The sequence below is a fragment of the Pseudomonas sp. KSR10 genome (assembly GCF_022355455.1).
Taxonomy (GTDB): domain Bacteria; phylum Pseudomonadota; class Gammaproteobacteria; order Pseudomonadales; family Pseudomonadaceae; genus Stutzerimonas; species Stutzerimonas stutzeri_E.
Map to the genome: position 1 here is coordinate 1,172,459 of NZ_JAKOEN010000019.1, position 17,086 is coordinate 1,189,544.

Annotated in this window: 13 protein-coding genes; 8 read left to right on the forward strand and 5 right to left on the reverse strand. The window is 63.2% G+C overall.

All coding sequences use genetic code 11. The features are described 5' to 3' along the window. The first annotated feature begins 25 nt into the window (after positions 1–25). The gene (adhP, locus tag MCB86_RS14290; RefSeq protein ID WP_239611294.1) at positions 26–1,048 is read left to right on the forward strand and encodes an alcohol dehydrogenase AdhP; all 1,023 of its coding nucleotides are present in this window, start codon (positions 26–28) and stop codon (positions 1,046–1,048) included. Positions 1,049–1,088: 40 nt separating this feature from the next. Here adhP and MCB86_RS14295 read toward each other — a convergent pair whose 3' ends face one another. After that, the gene (locus MCB86_RS14295) at positions 1,089–2,015 is read right to left on the reverse strand and encodes a LysR substrate-binding domain-containing protein (protein ID WP_045164135.1); all 927 of its coding nucleotides are present in this window, start codon (positions 2,013–2,015) and stop codon (positions 1,089–1,091) included. Between the two features lie 190 nt (positions 2,016–2,205). On the opposite strand from MCB86_RS14295, the gene MCB86_RS14300 reads away from it, so the two are divergent. The 3 genes from MCB86_RS14300 to MCB86_RS14310 all read left to right on the forward strand — a co-directional run bounded on the left by MCB86_RS14300 (position 2,206) and on the right by MCB86_RS14310 (position 5,912). Continuing rightward, entirely contained in the window at positions 2,206–3,630 is a 1,425-nt protein-coding gene (locus MCB86_RS14300; protein ID WP_045164136.1) for an aspartate ammonia-lyase, read from the forward strand. A gap of 106 nt (positions 3,631–3,736) precedes the next feature. Further along, positions 3,737–4,996, forward strand: coding sequence for a dicarboxylate/amino acid:cation symporter (locus tag MCB86_RS14305; protein WP_239611295.1), 1,260 nt, complete (start codon positions 3,737–3,739; stop codon positions 4,994–4,996). A 157-nt stretch (positions 4,997–5,153) separates the two neighbouring features. Continuing rightward, positions 5,154–5,912, forward strand: coding sequence for a transporter substrate-binding domain-containing protein (locus MCB86_RS14310; protein WP_239611296.1), 759 nt, complete (start codon positions 5,154–5,156; stop codon positions 5,910–5,912). Between the two features lie 55 nt (positions 5,913–5,967). Here the strand turns inward: MCB86_RS14310 and MCB86_RS14315 are convergent, their stop codons facing one another. Continuing rightward, the gene (locus MCB86_RS14315; RefSeq protein ID WP_045164139.1) at positions 5,968–6,789 is read right to left on the reverse strand and encodes a helix-turn-helix transcriptional regulator; all 822 of its coding nucleotides are present in this window, start codon (positions 6,787–6,789) and stop codon (positions 5,968–5,970) included. A 151-nt stretch (positions 6,790–6,940) separates the two neighbouring features. Here MCB86_RS14315 and MCB86_RS14320 point away from each other — a divergent pair, with 151 nt between their 5' ends. Continuing rightward, positions 6,941–8,386, forward strand: a complete 1,446-nt coding sequence (locus MCB86_RS14320; protein WP_239611297.1) for an alanine/glycine:cation symporter family protein — start codon at positions 6,941–6,943, stop codon at positions 8,384–8,386. A 204-nt stretch (positions 8,387–8,590) separates the two neighbouring features. Beyond that, positions 8,591–9,583 carry an asparaginase gene (locus tag MCB86_RS14325; RefSeq protein ID WP_239611298.1) on the forward strand — a complete coding sequence of 331 codons (993 nt, stop codon included), beginning with the start codon at positions 8,591–8,593 and terminating at the stop codon, positions 9,581–9,583. 30 nt (positions 9,584–9,613) lie between these two features. On the opposite strand, the gene MCB86_RS14330 is transcribed toward MCB86_RS14325, so the two are convergent. The 3 genes from MCB86_RS14330 to nudE form a co-directional block, all read right to left on the reverse strand. After that, positions 9,614–12,463, reverse strand: coding sequence for an ATP-binding protein (locus MCB86_RS14330; RefSeq protein ID WP_239611299.1), 2,850 nt, complete (start codon positions 12,461–12,463; stop codon positions 9,614–9,616). Between the two features lie 103 nt (positions 12,464–12,566). Continuing rightward, a complete protein-coding gene (gene cysQ, locus MCB86_RS14335; RefSeq protein WP_239611300.1) occupies positions 12,567–13,382 on the reverse strand; it encodes a 3'(2'),5'-bisphosphate nucleotidase CysQ in 816 nt (271 codons plus the stop codon). After that, positions 13,379–13,945 carry an ADP compounds hydrolase NudE gene (gene nudE, locus MCB86_RS14340; protein ID WP_045164383.1) on the reverse strand — a complete coding sequence of 189 codons (567 nt, stop codon included), beginning with the start codon at positions 13,943–13,945 and terminating at the stop codon, positions 13,379–13,381. Before nudE ends, cysQ begins: the two co-directional genes overlap by 4 nt. A gap of 125 nt (positions 13,946–14,070) precedes the next feature. Between nudE and yrfG the strand changes: the two genes are divergently transcribed. Then, entirely contained in the window at positions 14,071–14,748 is a 678-nt protein-coding gene (gene yrfG, locus MCB86_RS14345) for a GMP/IMP nucleotidase (RefSeq protein WP_239611599.1), read from the forward strand. 201 nt (positions 14,749–14,949) lie between these two features. After that, positions 14,950–17,052, forward strand: coding sequence for a PAS domain-containing protein (locus MCB86_RS14350; RefSeq protein WP_239611301.1), 2,103 nt, complete (start codon positions 14,950–14,952; stop codon positions 17,050–17,052). The last annotated feature ends 34 nt before the right edge of the window (positions 17,053–17,086 follow it).

Here is a 17,086-nt window from a genome sequence, read left to right on the forward strand (position 1 = left end):
GCTCCGATGCAAAGGAGACTCCCCAATGACCCAGACCATGAAAGCCGCCGTGGTGCATGCCTTCGGCGAACCACTGCGTATCGAGGAAGTGAAAGTGCCGGTGCCAGGTGCCGGCCAGATACTGGTGAAAATCGAAGCCTGCGGCGTCTGCCACACCGACCTGCATGCCGCCGAAGGCGACTGGCCGGTACGCCCCGCCCTGCCCTTCATCCCCGGCCATGAAGGCGTCGGCTACGTCGCCGCCGTGGGCAGCGGGGTGACGCGCGTCAAGGAGGGCGACCGCGTCGGCGTGCCCTGGCTCTATACCGCCTGTGGCTGCTGCGAGCATTGCCTGACCGGCTGGGAAACCCTGTGTACCGCGCAACAGAACACCGGTTATTCAGTCAACGGTGGCTACGCCGAATATGTCCTGGCTGACCCCAACTATGTCGGCATCCTGCCGGACAAGGTCGCGTTCGATGAGATTGCACCGATCCTCTGCGCCGGCGTCACGGTTTACAAAGGCCTGAAGATGACCGGCGCCCGTCCCGGCCAGTGGGTGGTGATTTCCGGTGTCGGTGGACTGGGCCATGTCGCGGTGCAATACGCCAAGGCGATGGGCTTGCACGTGGTGGCGGTCGACGTCGACGACGCCAAGCTGGAACTGGCGAAGAAGCTCGGCGCCAGCCTGACCATCAATGCCCGCAGCGAAGACCCGGTGGCGATCGTCCAGCGCGACATCGGCGGGGCGCATGGGGTGCTGGTCACTGCGGTGTCCAACAGCGCTTTCGGCCAGGCCATCGGCATGGCTCGCCGTCACGGAACGGTCGCGCTGGTTGGCCTTCCGCCAGGCGATTTCCCCACGCCGATCTTCGATGTGGTGCTCAAGGCCATCAGCATTACCGGCTCGATCGTCGGCACCCGCGCCGACCTGCAGGAAGCGCTGGATTTCGCCGCCGAAGGCTTGGTCAAGGCGACTATCCATGCTGGCAAACTGGACGACATCAACCAGATCTTCGACCAGATGCGCGCGGGGACCATCGAGGGACGCATTGTTCTGAGCCTTTAAGCGCAGGCCCGGATGCGCCAAGCTCGTGTCCGGGCCCAACTCAATCCTCGACCGCCATCTCAGCAACCTGACCCGCGCCGCTTTCCAGCTTGCGCCAGAGCAGTCGCACCGGCGCCTTGCGCACCAGCGCACAGCGATACAGGCGAATCTCCAGCGGCACCCGCCAATGCTCGGCTCCGCAGATCACCAGCTCACCACGCTCCAACTCGGCGGTTACGGAGAGCCGTGGCACCCAGGCCAGGCCCAGCCGCTGCATCGCCATGCTTTTCAAGCTGTCGGCCATCGCCGTTTCGTACACCGTGGACGAGCGCAGGCCGCGTTGACGCAGCAGCAAATTAACCGACCGACCCAGCGAGGCGCCGGCGCTGTAGGCCAGCAGCGGCACGGTCTGGCCGCTGTCGGGATCGAACAGCGGCCTGCCGGCGTCATCGACAGCGCAGACCGGCACGATCTCGGTACGTCCCAGCGACAACGACGGAAACAGCTCCGGATCCATCTGCAGCGCGGCATCCGGATCGTAATAGGCAAGGATCAGGTCGCAGGCGCCTTCGCGCAGGGAATGCACCGCCTCGCCGACGTTGGTCGCCACCAGCCGGCTGTTGACCGGCACACCATCGAGACGTAGCCGGGCCAACCAACCTGGAAAGAAACCGAGCGCCAGCGAATGCGCAGCGGCGATCTGCAACACCTCGCCGCGTTGCCCCTCAAGGTTGTGCAGGTAGTGCACCACCTCGCCCAGCTGTTCGACCATGTTGCGTGCCGTGACCAAGAACAGCTGTCCCGCCTCGGTCAGCTCGATCGGCGTACGGGCGCGGTTCACCAGGGTCAGGCCCAGGGTGTTCTCCAGGCTGCGGATGCGCCGGCTGAAGGCCGGCTGGGTGACGAAGCGTCGCTCGGCGGCCTGGGAGAAGCTGCGAGTAGCCGCCAGTGCGACCAGGTCTTCCAGCCACTTGGTTTCGATGTTCATGCCGGCTCCTGGCAGGCTGGGAATGGGATCGGGATGAAGCGCAATAACGCTCGCCAGCCTAACGGCGTCACACCGCAATTATGCCGATTGTGCATAGGCCAGTGTTTAACGGCATTGGCCGAGAAAGGGCCTCAGCCCTATGGTAGCGGCCTTCGCGGCAAATGCCGCTTTTCTCTCGGATGAGAACCTCATGTCCTCCGCTGCATCCTTCCGCCTCGAAAAAGATCTGCTTGGCTCGCTCGAAGTACCTGCCGATGCCTATTACGGCATCCAGACCCTACGCGCCGTGCACAATTTCCATCTTTCCGGCGTGCCGTTGTCACACTACCCGAAGCTGGTGGTCGCGCTGGCGATGGTCAAGCAGGCGGCGGCAGACGCCAACCGCGAGCTGGGGCACCTCAGCGACGCCAAGCACCTGGCGATCAGCCAGGCCTGTGCGCACTTGATCCGCGGCGAGCATCACGATCAGTTCGTCGTCGATATGATCCAGGGTGGTGCCGGCACCTCGACCAACATGAACGCCAACGAGGTGATCGCCAACCTGGCGCTGGAATACATGGGCCACGCCAAGGGCGAGTATCGCCACTTGCACCCGAACAACGACGTGAACATGGCGCAGTCGACCAACGACGCCTATCCCACGGCTATCCGCCTGGGGTTGCTGCTGGGCCACGACACCCTGCTGGCCAGCCTCGACAGCCTGGTGCAGGCCTTCGCTGGCAAGTCCGCCGAGTTCGCGCACATTCTCAAGATGGGTCGCACCCAGCTGCAGGACGCCGTGCCCATGACCCTCGGCCAGGAATTCCGCGCCTTCGCCACCACGCTCGGTGAAGACCTTGAGCACCTGCGCCTGATCGCCCCGCAACTGCTGGTCGAGGTCAACCTCGGCGGAACGGCCATCGGTACCGGCATCAACGCCGACCCGAACTATCAAGCCCTGGCCGTGCAACGCCTGGCGACCATCAGCGGGCATCCGCTGAAACCCGCCGCCGACCTCATCGAAGCCACTTCGGACATGGGCGCCTTCGTCACCTTCTCGAGCATGCTCAAGCGTCTGGCGGTCAAGCTGTCGAAGATCTGCAACGACTTGCGGCTGCTCTCCAGCGGCCCGCGCACCGGCATCAACGAGATCAACCTGCCGCCGCGCCAGCCGGGCAGTTCGATCATGCCGGGCAAGGTCAATCCGGTGATTCCAGAGGCGGTCAACCAGGTGGCGTTCGAAGTGATCGGCAACGACCTGGCGCTGACCATGGCTGCCGAGGCCGGGCAGTTGCAGCTCAACGTCATGGAGCCGCTGATCGCCTTCAAGCTGTTCGACTCGATCCGCCTGCTGCAGCGCGCCATGGACATGCTGCGCGAGCATTGCATCGTCGGCATCACCGCCAACGAGGACCACTGCCGTCGTCTGATGGAAAACTCCATCGGCCTGATCACCGCGCTGAACCCCTACATCGGCTACGAAAACGCCACCCGCATCGCCGGCCAGGCGCTGCTCAGCGGCCGCGGCGTGCTGGAGCTGGTGCGCGAGGAGCAGCTGTTGGACGACGCCACCCTCGACGACATCCTGCGACCGGAAAACATGATCGCACCGCGGCTGGTGCCGCTGAAGGCCTGACGCGCTGGTGTTTCCCGCTGTAAAGGCGCCCGCTGTGCCGGGCGCCCTTGCATACCGAGCCGCCACAAACGGCTCGTTTCAATAAGAACAACAAACAGGTATCCGCATGAATCAGAGCACCACTCTCGCTAATCCCCTGCGCCTGCTCGGCCGCCTGGCCCTGTGGCAGCAGATCCTCATCGGCCTGGGCCTGGGCATCGTCACCGGCCTCGTTTTCAAGCAGGACGCGCTGGTTCTGGCACCGATCGGCACGCTGTTTCTCAATGCCATCAAGATGCTCATCGTGCCGCTGGTATTCGTTTCGCTGGTGGCCGGCATCACCTCCATGCAGGACAGCGCCAAACTGGGACGGATCAGCGTAAAGACCATCGCCATCTACCTGATCACCACCGCGTTCGCGGTCAGCATCGGGCTGCTGTTTGGTGCGCTGTTCAGCCCCGGCGAGGGCATGAACATGGTGGCCAGCACTACAGGCGAGGCCAAGCAGGCGCCGTCTCTGGTCAGCATCCTGGTCGGTCTGATCCCGAGCAACCCGGTCACTGCATTCGCCGAAGGCAATATCCTGCAGATCATCGTTTTCGCCATTGCGCTGGGCGTGAGCATGAATCTGGTCGGTGAACGCGCGGCGCCGGCGGTGCGGCTGTTCGATGGCCTAGCCGAGACCTTCTACAAGCTCACCGATTTAGTGATGCGCGTTGCGCCGATCGGGGTCTTTGCCCTGACCGCCGGCGTGGTCGGCAGCCACGGCGCCGAAGTGCTGCTGCCCCTGGCCGGCGTCATCGGCGTGATCTACCTGGCTAGCATTGCCCATGTATTGCTCGTCTATGGCGGCCTGCTCGGACTAGTGGGGCGGTTGAGCCCGCTGCGGTTCCTGCAGGGCATTGCACCGGCACTGGCGGTTGCGTTCAGCACTTCGAGCAGTTCCGGCACCCTGCCGGTTTCCATCGAATGCGCACGCAAGAATCTCGGCGTGTCCGAAGGCGTGGCGGGCTTCGTACTCCCCGTTGGCGCCACCATCAACATGGACGGCACCGCCATCTATCAGGGCGTGCTGGCGCTTTTCATCGCTCAGGCGTTCGGCATCGACCTCAATGCCGGGCAGTATCTAATGATCATCCTCACCGCGACCCTGGCATCAGTGGGTACCGCGGGCATCCCTGGTGCGGGGTTGATCATGCTCGGACTGGTACTGACTTCGGCCGGCCTGCCACTCGAAGGTGTGGCGTTGATCGCCGGCATCGACCGGATCCTCGACATGGCGCGCACCACGGTGAACGTCGCCGGTGACCTGATGACCACTACCTTGGTCGGGCGCAGCGAGAACGAGCTGGATCAAGACGTATACAACAGCAGCAACAAGGAATGAGCCTCGCTGGGCCGCTCTGACTCGGCGGTCCAGCAAACCCGCAGACAAACGCCGCGATCCGGGCGAGGCGGCGGCGACCCCGCTGGCTAAAGCGTGATACGGCACAAACCGCCGTTTTCAGCCCTTGCGTAGACTCCGCCGATTTCCTGGAGGCCTCATGCGCAAACTACTCACGCTTACCCTGTTGCTCAGCTCTTTCATCGCCGCACCGTTCGCCCAGGCGGAGCTCCCGAAAGGCTATGAGATGGTTCTGCAGACCGAGAACTTTCCGCCCTTCAACATGGCGGAGGGCGGCAAGAACTTCGCGAAGGAAGAGCATATCCATGGCATCAGCGCCGACACCGTGCGCGAGATGTTCAAGCGCGCCGGCATCGCCTATTCGATGACGCTACGCTTTCCTTGGGATCGCATTTACCAATCGACCCTGGATCTGCCTAACCACGGCCTGTTCTCGACGTCGATGACCGATGAGCGCCGGTCGCTGTTCAAGTGGGTCGGCCCCATCGCGCAGTACGAAAGCGTCCTGCTCTCGGCACCCGGCTCGAACCTCAAGCTGACCAGCCTCGCCCAGGCCCAGGGGTACAAGATAGGTGCCTACAAGAGCAGCGCGGTGAGTCAGCGCGTGGAGGCTCAGGGTCTTGCACCGGTCAATGCGCTGCGCGATCAGGAAAACCTGCAGAAGTTGCTCACCGGCAAGATCGACCTCTGGGCGACGTCCGACCCGGTGTGGCGCTACTACGCCAAGCAGGAGGGCGTGAGCGGCCTGAACACGGTGCTGGTGTTCAACTCGTCGCCGCTGTACCTGGCCCTCAACAAGGACACGCCCGATGAAGTGATCGCTCGTCTGCAAAGCGCCTTGGATCAGATGAAGACCGAGGGTTACGGCAGCTGCGTCAAGCACCCCGAACTCTGCTGAATCAGCAGCGACCTCGCGGAAGGCACCTTCGTGCCGGACCCGCAAGCGCCACCAGCTACTCGATCTCGAACAAGCCGTCACGCATTTGCGCTGAGGCCAACCGATCGCGGATCTCCGGATCGATCCGCGGATCATCCCGCCCGTAGAGCATTACCTGCCGGTAGGCATTGACCCGGTTGATCTCGGTACCCAGGTACTCCCAGACCACGCGAGTACAGGCCGGCGTACGTCGGTCTCCGCTGGAGACACCGGTTTTCAAGCCATTGAGGCGGCTGATACGGCTCTTGAAGCTGGGAATCAGGATGGTCTGGCTCATCTCGTTGTCGGTCAGCGACTCGTAGTCGATGAGAAACAGTCGATCCTGCAAATAGAAGGCGGCGCCCAGGTAGCGGCAGCGCACCACGCCGTCTTCCTGTTTGGGATTGTCGGGACGCGACTGTTCCTGACGTTCCTGGCGTTCGAAGACGAAGCTGCCGCGATCCTCGCGTAGATGCACCAGCGACAGCAGGATCTGCCCCGGCACCGACATGCAATTGGCATATTCGAAGTAGTAGCCACAGTAACGGGACAGGCTGTTGGCGTTGTCGCGCATCGGCTGGAACAACTCCAGCAGCGGGTCACTGGCGGCGATGCGCTCCTGATCGTTTCGTCGCAGACCGATCAACTGCGCGAACTGTTCACCGGGCAGGCTCAGCTCGTAGCCCTCGACCCCGAAGAAATCACAGATGCGTTTGAGATTGTGCGCAGTGGGGCGGCTTTGGCCATTCAGGTACTTGTTGAATTGCGCCCGGTTGATCGAAAGCTTGCGGCACACCTCGGCAATCGACCGGTAATGGCTGCAGAGCAGCTTGAGATTGGCGCCGAGGTGGTCTTTCATGGTCGATCCCAGTGATGCGAGCGGCGCGATTCTAGCATCAACTCGCGTCAGTTCGCCGCGATCCGCGCAATTGCATCACTGAGGCATCTGGCCAACCATTCCCCGGCTGCGTCCTTACATTCGTCCAAAACAACAAGAGAGACCCTTCCGCATGCTCGATCTTCTCAACGATCTCATCTGGAGCAAGCTGCTCATCGTGATGCTGATAGGCCTCGGCCTGCTCTTCACCATCGCCTCGCGCTTCGTCCAGTTCCGCTACTTCGGCAGCATGTTTAAGATTTTCGGCGAAGCCTTCAAACGCCAGCCGGGCCAGCTCAGTTCATTCCAGGCGTTGATGCTCAGCGTCGCCGGCCGCGTCGGTGCCGGCAACATCGCCGGTGTCTCGGTCGCCATCATGCTCGGCGGCCCAGGCGCGATCTTCTGGATGTGGATTGTGGCCCTGGTCGGCATGGCCACCAGCTACTTCGAGTGCTCCCTGGCGCAGCTGTACAAGCGCCGTGAACCCGACGGCGGCTATCGCGGCGGCCCGGCGTTCTACATCCAGCACGGCCTCGGCCAACGCTGGCTGGGTATCGTGGTATCGCTGCTGTTGCTGGTGACCTTCGGCTTCGGCTTCAACGCCGTGCAGTCGTACACCGTCGCCAGTTCGATGAACGATACCTTCGGCGTGCCGACCTTCGTCAGCGGCATCGTGCTGATGGTGGTGATCGGCCTGATCATCTTCGGTGGCATCAAGCGCATCGCCAAGTTCGCCGACGTGCTGGTTCCGGTGATGGCGTTCTCTTACATCGCCATGGCGATCTTCGTCATCGGCAGCAATGCCGGCGATATCCCTGCCGCCTTCGGCACCATCTTCCGTAGCGCCTTCGGCCTCGAACCGGCATTCGCCGGTGGCATCGGCGCGGCGATCATCATGGGCGTCAAGCGCGGTCTGTTCTCCAACGAAGCCGGCCTGGGCAGCGCGCCCAACGTGGCCGCAGTCGCCGAGGTCAAGCACCCGGTGGCACAGGGCATCGTGCAGTCGCTGAGCGTGTTCATCGACACCATCGTGCTGTGCAGCTGCACCGCGCTGATCATCATCCTCTCCGGCGTATTCGAGCCGGGCAGCGAGATGGCCGGTGTGGTCCTGACGCAAACTGCCGTCGCGGCCGTTGTCGGTGAGTGGGGCCGGGTGTTCATCAGCGTGGCGCTGTTGCTGTTCGTGTTCACCACCCTGATCTACAACTACTACCTCGGCGAGAATGCGCTGGGCTTCTTCACTGAGAAGCGCTGGCCGGTGCAGGTCTACCGCGTCATGGTGATCGGTCTGGTGATGTGGGGCTCGATCCAGGACCTGGGCACGGTGTTCGGCTTTGCCGACGTCACCATGGGTCTGCTGGCGATCTGCAACCTGATCGCCTTGGCGCTGCTGTTCAAGGTTGGGCTGCGCCTGATGCGCGACTACGACAACCAGCGTGATGCGGGCGTGGAGTCTCCGGTGTTCGATCCGAAGAACTTCGCCGATCTGGATCTGGACCCGACCGTCTGGCCAGCCCGCGGCACCAGTGAATCGCCTGCCACGGGATCGGCAACCGCCTCCCCGGTGCAGCAGCGCTAAGCGCCCGCAGCGGGTACGAACAGGGGGCCACACAGGCCGTGTGAAAACGTAGCGAGCGAAGGTCAGGCAAGGCAAAAACAGCCGAAAAAGCGCAGTTTACGTGCTGTAAATGAGCATTTTTGAGGTTGTTTTTAACGCAGCATGACCGAGCGCAGTAGCTTTTCATACGGTTTGTACGGCCTCCTGTGTTCTTAGGAGACCAACATGGTGGCTTCCAGAAACATTCTGGTGCTGTACACCGGCGGCACCATCGGCATGCAACAAAGCGCCGTAGGCCTGATGCCCGCCTCTGGCTTCGCCGGCAGGCTACGCGAGCAGCAGGACCAGCAACCTCAGCTGACGTTACCCAACTGGCTATTCCGCGAGCTGCTGCCAGCAATCGACAGCGCCAACATGAACCAAACCAACTGGCTGTCCATGGTCGAGGCCATTCGTGCCGGAGTCGAGCAGGACGGCTGCGATGGCGTGCTGGTGCTGCATGGCACCGATACCCTGGCCTACAGCGCTGCCGCCCTGAGCTTCTTGCTGCTCGGGCTCGAGGTGCCAGTGCTGCTGACCGGCGCCATGCTGCCGGCCGGTGCGCCTGACAGCGATGCCTGGAGCAACCTCTTCGGCGCCATGCACGCATTGCAGGCCGGGATCGAGCCGGGGGTATATCTGTACTTCAGTGGCAAGCTGATGTCCGGTGTGCGGGCCAGCAAACGCGGTACCGCGACGCTGGATGCCTTCGGTGTCGCGCCTCGTTTGCGTCAGGGTAAACGTGCGCCAGGCATCCCGGCCACGCTCGACTATCGCCAGCCGCGCCGGTCGGTCAGCCTTGCGGTGCTGCCGTTCTACCCGGGCATCGAGGCGTCACATCTACGCGCCCTGCTGGCCTGCGGCGTGCAAGGTGTGCTGCTCGAATGCTACGGCAGCGGTACGGGCCCGGCGGACGATGCCGAGCTGCTGGCGGTATTGAAGGATGCACATGAGCGTGGTGTGGTGCTGGCAGCAATCAGTCAGTGCCCGCAAGGTCACGTCGAGTTCGGCATCTACGCCGCCGGCAGCACGCTGGCGGCCACAGGGTTGATCTCCGGCGGTGGCATGACCCGTGAAGCCGCGCTGGGCAAGCTGTTCGCGCTGCTCGGCGCGGGTTTGTCACAGGCAGAAACCGAACACTGGTTCGCCCTCGATCTTTGCGGCGAGCGTGCCGACTAGCGGTATCGGCGACTCAGTCCGGGCTGAGGTTCAGCGCTGCAGACAGGCGCGGACCTGCCTGCGCAGCTCGTCCAGGTCCAGCGGTTTGGCCAGGCGAGCCTGACAGTCGATCTCCTCAGCGAGCTCGCTGGACGCACTCAGCACGATGACCGGAACCTCCCGGGTAGCCGGCGTCTGGCGTAGCAGCGCCAGCAATTCCTTGCCCTTGAGTTCCGGCAGATTGAGGTCCAGCAGCAACAACTCCGGCGGATCGGCGAGCACATGTTTGAGGGCGGTCCGGCCGTTATCGATCACGCTGATTTCACCGATGTCGGCCAACGCCTTGCGTACCAGCAGCTGGCTGGCCGGATCGTCTTCCACGTAGACGATCCGCGGCCGCTCGTGGGGCGGCAGTACAGGCTCCGGCTCGAGCACCGGCAGCGCGACCCAGAACAGGCTCCCGGCACCCAGCTTGCTCTTCACACCGATGCTGCCTCCCATCAGCTTGGCGTATTCCAGGCTCAGCGACAGCCCGATACCGGCGCCCTGGATATTCGAATTCTCACGTCCTAGACGCTGGAACGGCGCGAACAATTGCGCCTGCAACGCCTCGTCGATGCCCAGTCCCGTGTCCTCGACCATCAGCCTTACCTGCCCGGCAGCCGTTTCGATGGACATCCGTATCCGGCCGGACGGGTTGTTGTACTTGATCGCGTTGGACAACAGGTTGAGCAACACCTGGCGCAGCCGTCTCGGCTCGGCCAGCACCTCGATGGGTGACGCTGGCAGGTCGAATTCCAGCTGCAAGTCATGACGCTGGACATCAAGCGCGACCAGCTCGGCGCACTCTCGCATCAGCGCACAGACCTCCACCCGCTTGAGCTCCAGCCGCGGCCGCTCGGCCTGCAGGCTCGACCAGTCGAGGATGTCAGCGAGGAGCTGATTGAGGTGGCGGCTGGCCAGCAGGATTTCGTCGAGATAGTCGGCCGCCTCCGGGTCGGTTTCAGGGGAACAGTCCATGCGCATCAGTTGGGCGAAGCCGAGGATGGCATTGAGCGGTGTTCGCAATTCATGGCTGATGCTGGAAATCAGATGGGTCTTGGCCTCGTTGGCCGCCTGGGCCTGTTGCGTGGCATGGCGCAGATCCTCTTCGACCCGCTTGATCGCATCGATGTCGACATGAGTACCCGCCAACAGCGTGGCTTCGCCTGTCTGCGGATCGCGCTCGAGCACGCGGCCGCGACTCAGCAGCCAGTGATATTCACCGAGCGCGTCGGCAAAGCGGAACTCGCATTCATAGCGCGTAGCATTTCCCGACTGCATACGCGCCAGCTCGGCACGCACGCGAGGCAAATCGCGCGGATGGATGCGTTGGAAAAATTGCGCCGAGGCGAGTTTCGACGAGGGCAAGCCGAAGCGGTACGGGAGGCGCCCGCGCAGCTGCAGGGTGGCGTTGCGCATGTCGTTTTCCCAGAGGCTTTCGGTCGAGCTCTCGAGCACCAGTTCGAGACGCTTCTGCGTCTGCGTCCGCTGCGCCTCGCTGAGCTCCAGCTGGCCACCGATGGCCTGGGTGTGCTGGGCCAGATCGTCCAGTTCACGGATATTGGACGAGACCGACTGAGGCCGCCATTGACCCTGGCCGATCTGTCCCATCATCCGTGAGATGCTGGCGATGGGCGCCAGCAGCGCCTGGCTGAGCCGCCGTGCACGCAGCCACATATAGGCGAAGAACAGCAGATAGAACAGCAGCAGGCCGGCAATCAGCAAATAGCCGATCTGCCGATAATGGCTGGCCAGGGTCGTGGTCTGGCTGAACACCGCAGCCTCGTCCACCACCGCCAGCAGATGCCAGCCCGTCGGCTCCACCGTGGCCCAGGCTACCAGCTGCCGACCATCATCGAGGCTCAGGCGCTGCACCCCGTCAGCCTGCGCGGCGACGGCGCTGGCCAGCTTGTCGGTACCCGGACGACGCCCGAGACGGAAATCCTCGGGCTTGAAGATCTCTCGCCGAATCGCTTCGTCGTAGGAGTGCTCGGTCAGCTCAGCGAGGCCGAACTGGCGCTCGCCCGCCTCGGGCAGGGCCATGATGTCGAGGTCGCGGCTGACCAGCATGGCATAACCGTTCCAAGGCACTCGCAGACGTCCGATCTGCTGCAGAATGCCGCTGACCGTGACGTCGATACCGCTGACCCCTTCCAGGAAATCGCCTCGATACACCGGCGCGATGGCTGACATCATCCACCCGTGCCCAGCCGGATCCAGGTAGACGTCGGTCCAGACCACCCGCCGCGCCGGGTTTTGCCAGGAGTTGGCCAGGTAATAGAAGTTGTAGCGGGGGATGTCCATGTCCGGCGGATACTGTTCCGCGGTGTTGAACCAGGGGTAGATGTGGTTATAGCTGTCCCAGCTGTTGAAATAGAGGCTGGCGATCAGCGGGTTGCCGGCGTGCAACTCCTTCATCAGCGGATCGAGACGGTGCAAGCGCGCCACCTTTTCCAGATCCTGCTGCTCGGGCGCGGTGGCGGCGGAGTAGAAACTGGCCGCGCCGCCGTTATCGATCGGGCTATAGCGCACCCCACCCTCACTCAGGGTCAGCGATGCAGGCGGCACCGGGCTGTCGTCCTCCAGCGCACGGAGGGTGAAATTGCGAAACAGGGCGGTGGTACTCGCCACTTGCTGCAACTGCTGACTGATGATCCGCGCTTCGCGGTCCACCGCAGCTTGCAGCTCGGCAAGCGCTGTCTCGCGTAGATACTCTATCTGCGCATCGCGGATGGCCGTGTTGGTCAGCAGGTAGGCCGCGATAAGCACCACCTCGACCAGCACCAGCGGAATCAGCGCGCTTTGAACGAAGGCGCGCCAGATCCATTGACGTATCCCGACAGGGGTTTTCAATGACACTGCGCTGCTCCAGCGATCCGACTCAGGCCCCCGGCTGGCCACGGTGCGCACTGCATTGGCGGAACCGGACCGCGTTCAGTGTAATGACCGATAGCCCAGCGACTCAGCGGTTCGCCAGCTCGATCAGCCCGGCACGCCACGCCACACCGCGTGGCAACGCCAGGAAGGATGGGTTGAGATAGCTTTCACGTGCCTCGTACGTCAGCGTGGCGCCGCCAATGTCCAACACCTCGCCCCCTGCACCCTCGAGCACGCCCTGGGCGGCGGCGGTGTCCCACTGCGAAGTTGGCGCCAGTCGCGGATAGCAGTCGGCAGCGCCCTCGGCCAGCAGGCAGAACTTCAACGAACTGCCGACGCTGGCCAGCACCAGCTCGCCGAAGCGCTGGCGCAGCCCGTCCAGTAACTGCTCCTGCGCCGGGCTCGAATGACGACGGCTGGCGACCACGGTGAACCCCTCGGCCGGTTCATGGCGCACCTGCAACGGCTGGGCCGCGCCATCGGCTTCGGCACGCCAGGCACCGAATTCGGCGCCGCCGTAGTAACAGCGGCCGTTGGCCGGAATGCCTACCACGCCGAACAGCACCCGCCCCTGCTCGATCAGCGCCACGTTGACGGTGAACTCCTCGCTGCCGGCAATGAATTCCTTGGTTCCATCCAGCGGATCGACCAGCCACCAGCGGGTCCAGCCGGCGCGCTCGGCCAGGCTCAGATTGCAATCTTCTTCGGACAGCACCGGAATGTTCGGATCCAGCGCACGCAGGCCGTCGGCCAACAGGTGATGCGCCGCCATGTCGGCCGCGGTCACCGGCGAGGCGTCCGCCTTCTCGTGCACCCGTACCTCATTGCGCCAATGTGGCAGGATCGCCTGCCCGGCGTCGCGCACCAGGTCGATGACCCTGGCCAGATACGAATGACTCATCGGACGTACTCCCCTCGCTCGGTCAGCAGGTCCCGCGCCAGATACAGCGCCGCCAGAGCGCGTCCTTCGCTGAATTGCGGGTTCTGGATCAGGCTCGACAACTCGCGCAGATCGATCCGGTCGACGCGCATCGGCTCCGGCTCGTCGCCTGGCAGCTGTTCGGGATAAAGGTCGCGGGCCAGGACCACCTGAATTTTCTGGCTCATGTAGCCGGGCGAGAGGGATAGCTCGGTGAGCAATTCGAGGCGGCGCGCACCGAAACCAGCTTCTTCCTTCAACTCGCGGTTGGCAGCATCGAGCACGTCTTCGCCCGGCTCGATCAGGCCCTTGGGCAGCGACAGCTCATAGGTATCGGTGCCGCCGCAATATTCCTCGACCAGCAATGCCCGTCCGTCGGCATCCAGCGCGACGATCATCACCGCGCCATAGCCGGTGCCCTGGCCAACCAGCCGTTCGTAGGTGCGCTCGACACCATTGGAAAACCTCAGCTGCAGCTCCTCGACACGGAACAGACGGCTGGTGGCAACGATCTCACGGGCAAGCACGGTAGGTTTCTGGCGCATGGGGATATCCTTGAAACGCGAACCGCAATCATAACCCGCCTTTTTGCCATCGCCGTGAACGCTTTGCATCGAACCGACCACTGCCGCACCATTGCATCAATCGCCGAAAAAAAGAGCCTGCCATGATCGCTTCACTGCCCTGGTCCGACATCGATACCGTCCTGCTGGATATGGACGGCACCTTGCTGGACCTGCATTTCGATAATCATTTCTGGCTCGAATTCCTGCCGCAACGTTACGCCGAACTGCACGGCATCAGCTACGCCATGGCCGAACTGGAGCTGGCTCCGTTATTCAACGAGCACGAAGGCAAGCTCACCTGGTATTGCCTGGATTTCTGGACCCGCGAGCTGAACCTGCCGATTCGCGAAATGAAGCGCGAAATCGCCGACCTGATCGCCCTGCGGCCAGCCGCCGACGAGTTCCTCGCCGCCCTGCGTGATGCAGGCAAGCGGGTGGTGCTGATCACCAATGCCCATCGCGACTCGCTGTCATTGAAGCTCGAGCGAATCGAACTGGCGCCCTGGTTCGACCGCCTGATCAGCTCTCACGACTACGGATTTCCAAAGGAGCAGGCACAGTTCTGGGACGCCCTGAAGGCGGATCTGGACTTCGACCCGGCCACATCGCTGTTCATCGACGACAGTCTGCCTGTTTTGCGCAGCGCTCGTGATTTCGGCATCGCGTACCTGTTGGCCGTCAGCGAACCGGACAGCCGGCGCGGGCAAAAAAATACCGAAGAATTCACAGCCGTCGGCGATTACCTGGAGCTGATCCGCAGCCTGCAGGGATATCCGGCCTGAACCGCCGCTGTGATGACTTAATTACAGCGGCCCGAGGTCGCCCATAAGCCAGTGGCCATTCGACAGGAATGATTAGGATGGCGATGCGTCCAAACAGACAAGACAACGAGGCCCAGCCTCTGGCTGCGCCGCACCAGGCATCCGATGCCGCATAAACGCGACGACCGGCGAAATCGCTCGTCGCGCATCGATGGACAACCTATGGCAGTAAACCCAGAGCCCTGGCCGGCCGGTACTAGTCAAATGAGCGGACGCATCCGCGGCCACGACTGGAGCGCAACGCCACTGGGCCCGATCGAAAACTGGCCCGTCCCGCTGCGAATCCTTCTCGACACGCTGCTCGACGCGCCGCTGCCCATGTGCGTGCTATGGGGCGAGACCGGCTTGCAGCTGTACAACGATGCCCATGCCGCGCTGATCGGCCGTTACCATCCTGACGCTTTGGGTGCGCCAGTCGCCATCACCTGGGGTGCCATCTGGCCCGAGCTGATCGAAGCCCGCGAAACCAGCGACCGGAGCCAGGCGTGTCTGCTACGCAACCACCGTCTTTCAGAGGACGGTACCGCCGACGGGGCCGCCGCCTGGTTCGATCTGGCCCTCAGCCCGATCAGGGATGGCCAGGTAGTCGGCGGGCAGTTGTTGTGCCTGCGCCATAGCGAGGAACAAGCGCTGCGCCGCAGCGAAGCGGAGATCCGTATGATCACCGATGCGCTGCCGATCCTTATCGGCTACATCGATCGAGACCAGCGTTTTCGTTTCAACAACCACTATTACAAAGAATGGTTCGGGCATTCACCCGAATGGCTGCGGGGCAAAACCGTGCGCGAGGTGCTTGGCGAGGAAGGCTACGCGCTGCGCCAGAACCATATCGAAGCGGTCCTCGCCGGACAGACCATCAGCTTCGAGACCTCGAGTCCACACCGTGACGGCCAGGAACGCCACAGCCAGGTGCAATACCTGCCACGTCGGGATGCCAACGGGCAGGTACAGGGATTCTTCGTCCTGGCGCAGGACGTCACCGAGCGCTGGCAGGCCGAGCAGGCACTGCGCGAACTCAACGAGACGCTGGAAAGCCGGGTGCAGGAACGTACCGAGGCCCTGGCCGAAGTCTATGAGCGGCTGGTCACTGAAATGGCCAGCCGCGAACAGGCACAGGAAGCCCTGCGCCAGGCACAGAAGATGGAAGCAGTGGGCCAGCTCACCGGCGGCATCGCCCACGATTTCAACAACATGCTCACCGGTATCATCGGCGGGCTGGATCTGATCCAGCGGTACAACCAGTCGGGCCGCCACGGCGAAACCCAGCGTTTCATCGATGCCGCGGTGAACTCGGCCAATCGCGCCGCCGCACTGACCCATCGACTGCTGGCCTTCGCCCGGCGCCAGCCGCTGAATCTCAAGCGAGTCGATCTGAATGCCCTGGTCGAGTCGATGCGCGACCTGATGGTGCGCACCCTCGGCAGTCATATTCTGATCGACGCCATGTTGGCGCCGGATCTGTGGCCGGCCAACAGTGACGAGAACCAGCTCGAAAGCGCTCTGCTCAATCTGGTGATCAACGCCCGCGACGCCATGCCCGACGGCGGCAGCCTGTACATCGCCACCGCCAACGTGCATCTGCAGCGCCCATCGGAGGTGGGCGAGCTGGCACCCGGGCGCTACGTCAGCCTCAGTGTGATCGACAGCGGTTTCGGCATGACACGCAAGGTGTTGGCTGCGGCCTTCGAGCCATTTTTCACCACCAAACCGATCGGCCAGGGCACCGGTCTCGGCCTGTCGATGATTTATGGCTTCGCGCGCCAGGCCGGCGGTCACGTGCAGATCCGCAGCGAACCGGGCAACGGCACCGAGGTCACGCTCTATTTGCCAGCGTACAAAGGGATGGCTTCGCCAGCAGCGCTGTCCGAGCCCTCGAAACAGGCCCCACAGGCACTGCAGGGTGAAACCGTGCTGGTGGTGGAGGATGATCCCGCCGTGCGTCTGCTGGTGTTGGACGTATTGGGTATGCTCGGTTACCGCGCATTGGAAGCAGCCGAAGGCGATGCCGCAGCGAAGATTCTGCAAAGCGGCGAGCACATCGACCTGCTGATCTCAGACGTCGGTTTGCCGGGCATGAACGGTCGCCAGCTGGCCGACATCGCGCGTCAGCACCGCCCCGGGTTGCGTGTGCTGTTCATGACCGGTTACGCCGAGCAGGCGGCCAGCAGCGGCTTTCTCGATACCGGCATGGACATGATCAGCAAGCCATTCTCCGTCGATCATCTGGCGACGCGGGTGCGCGACATGCTGGCAAGCGATTCCTAGCGCACCGGATACCCACCTGTGCGCAACTCGCATT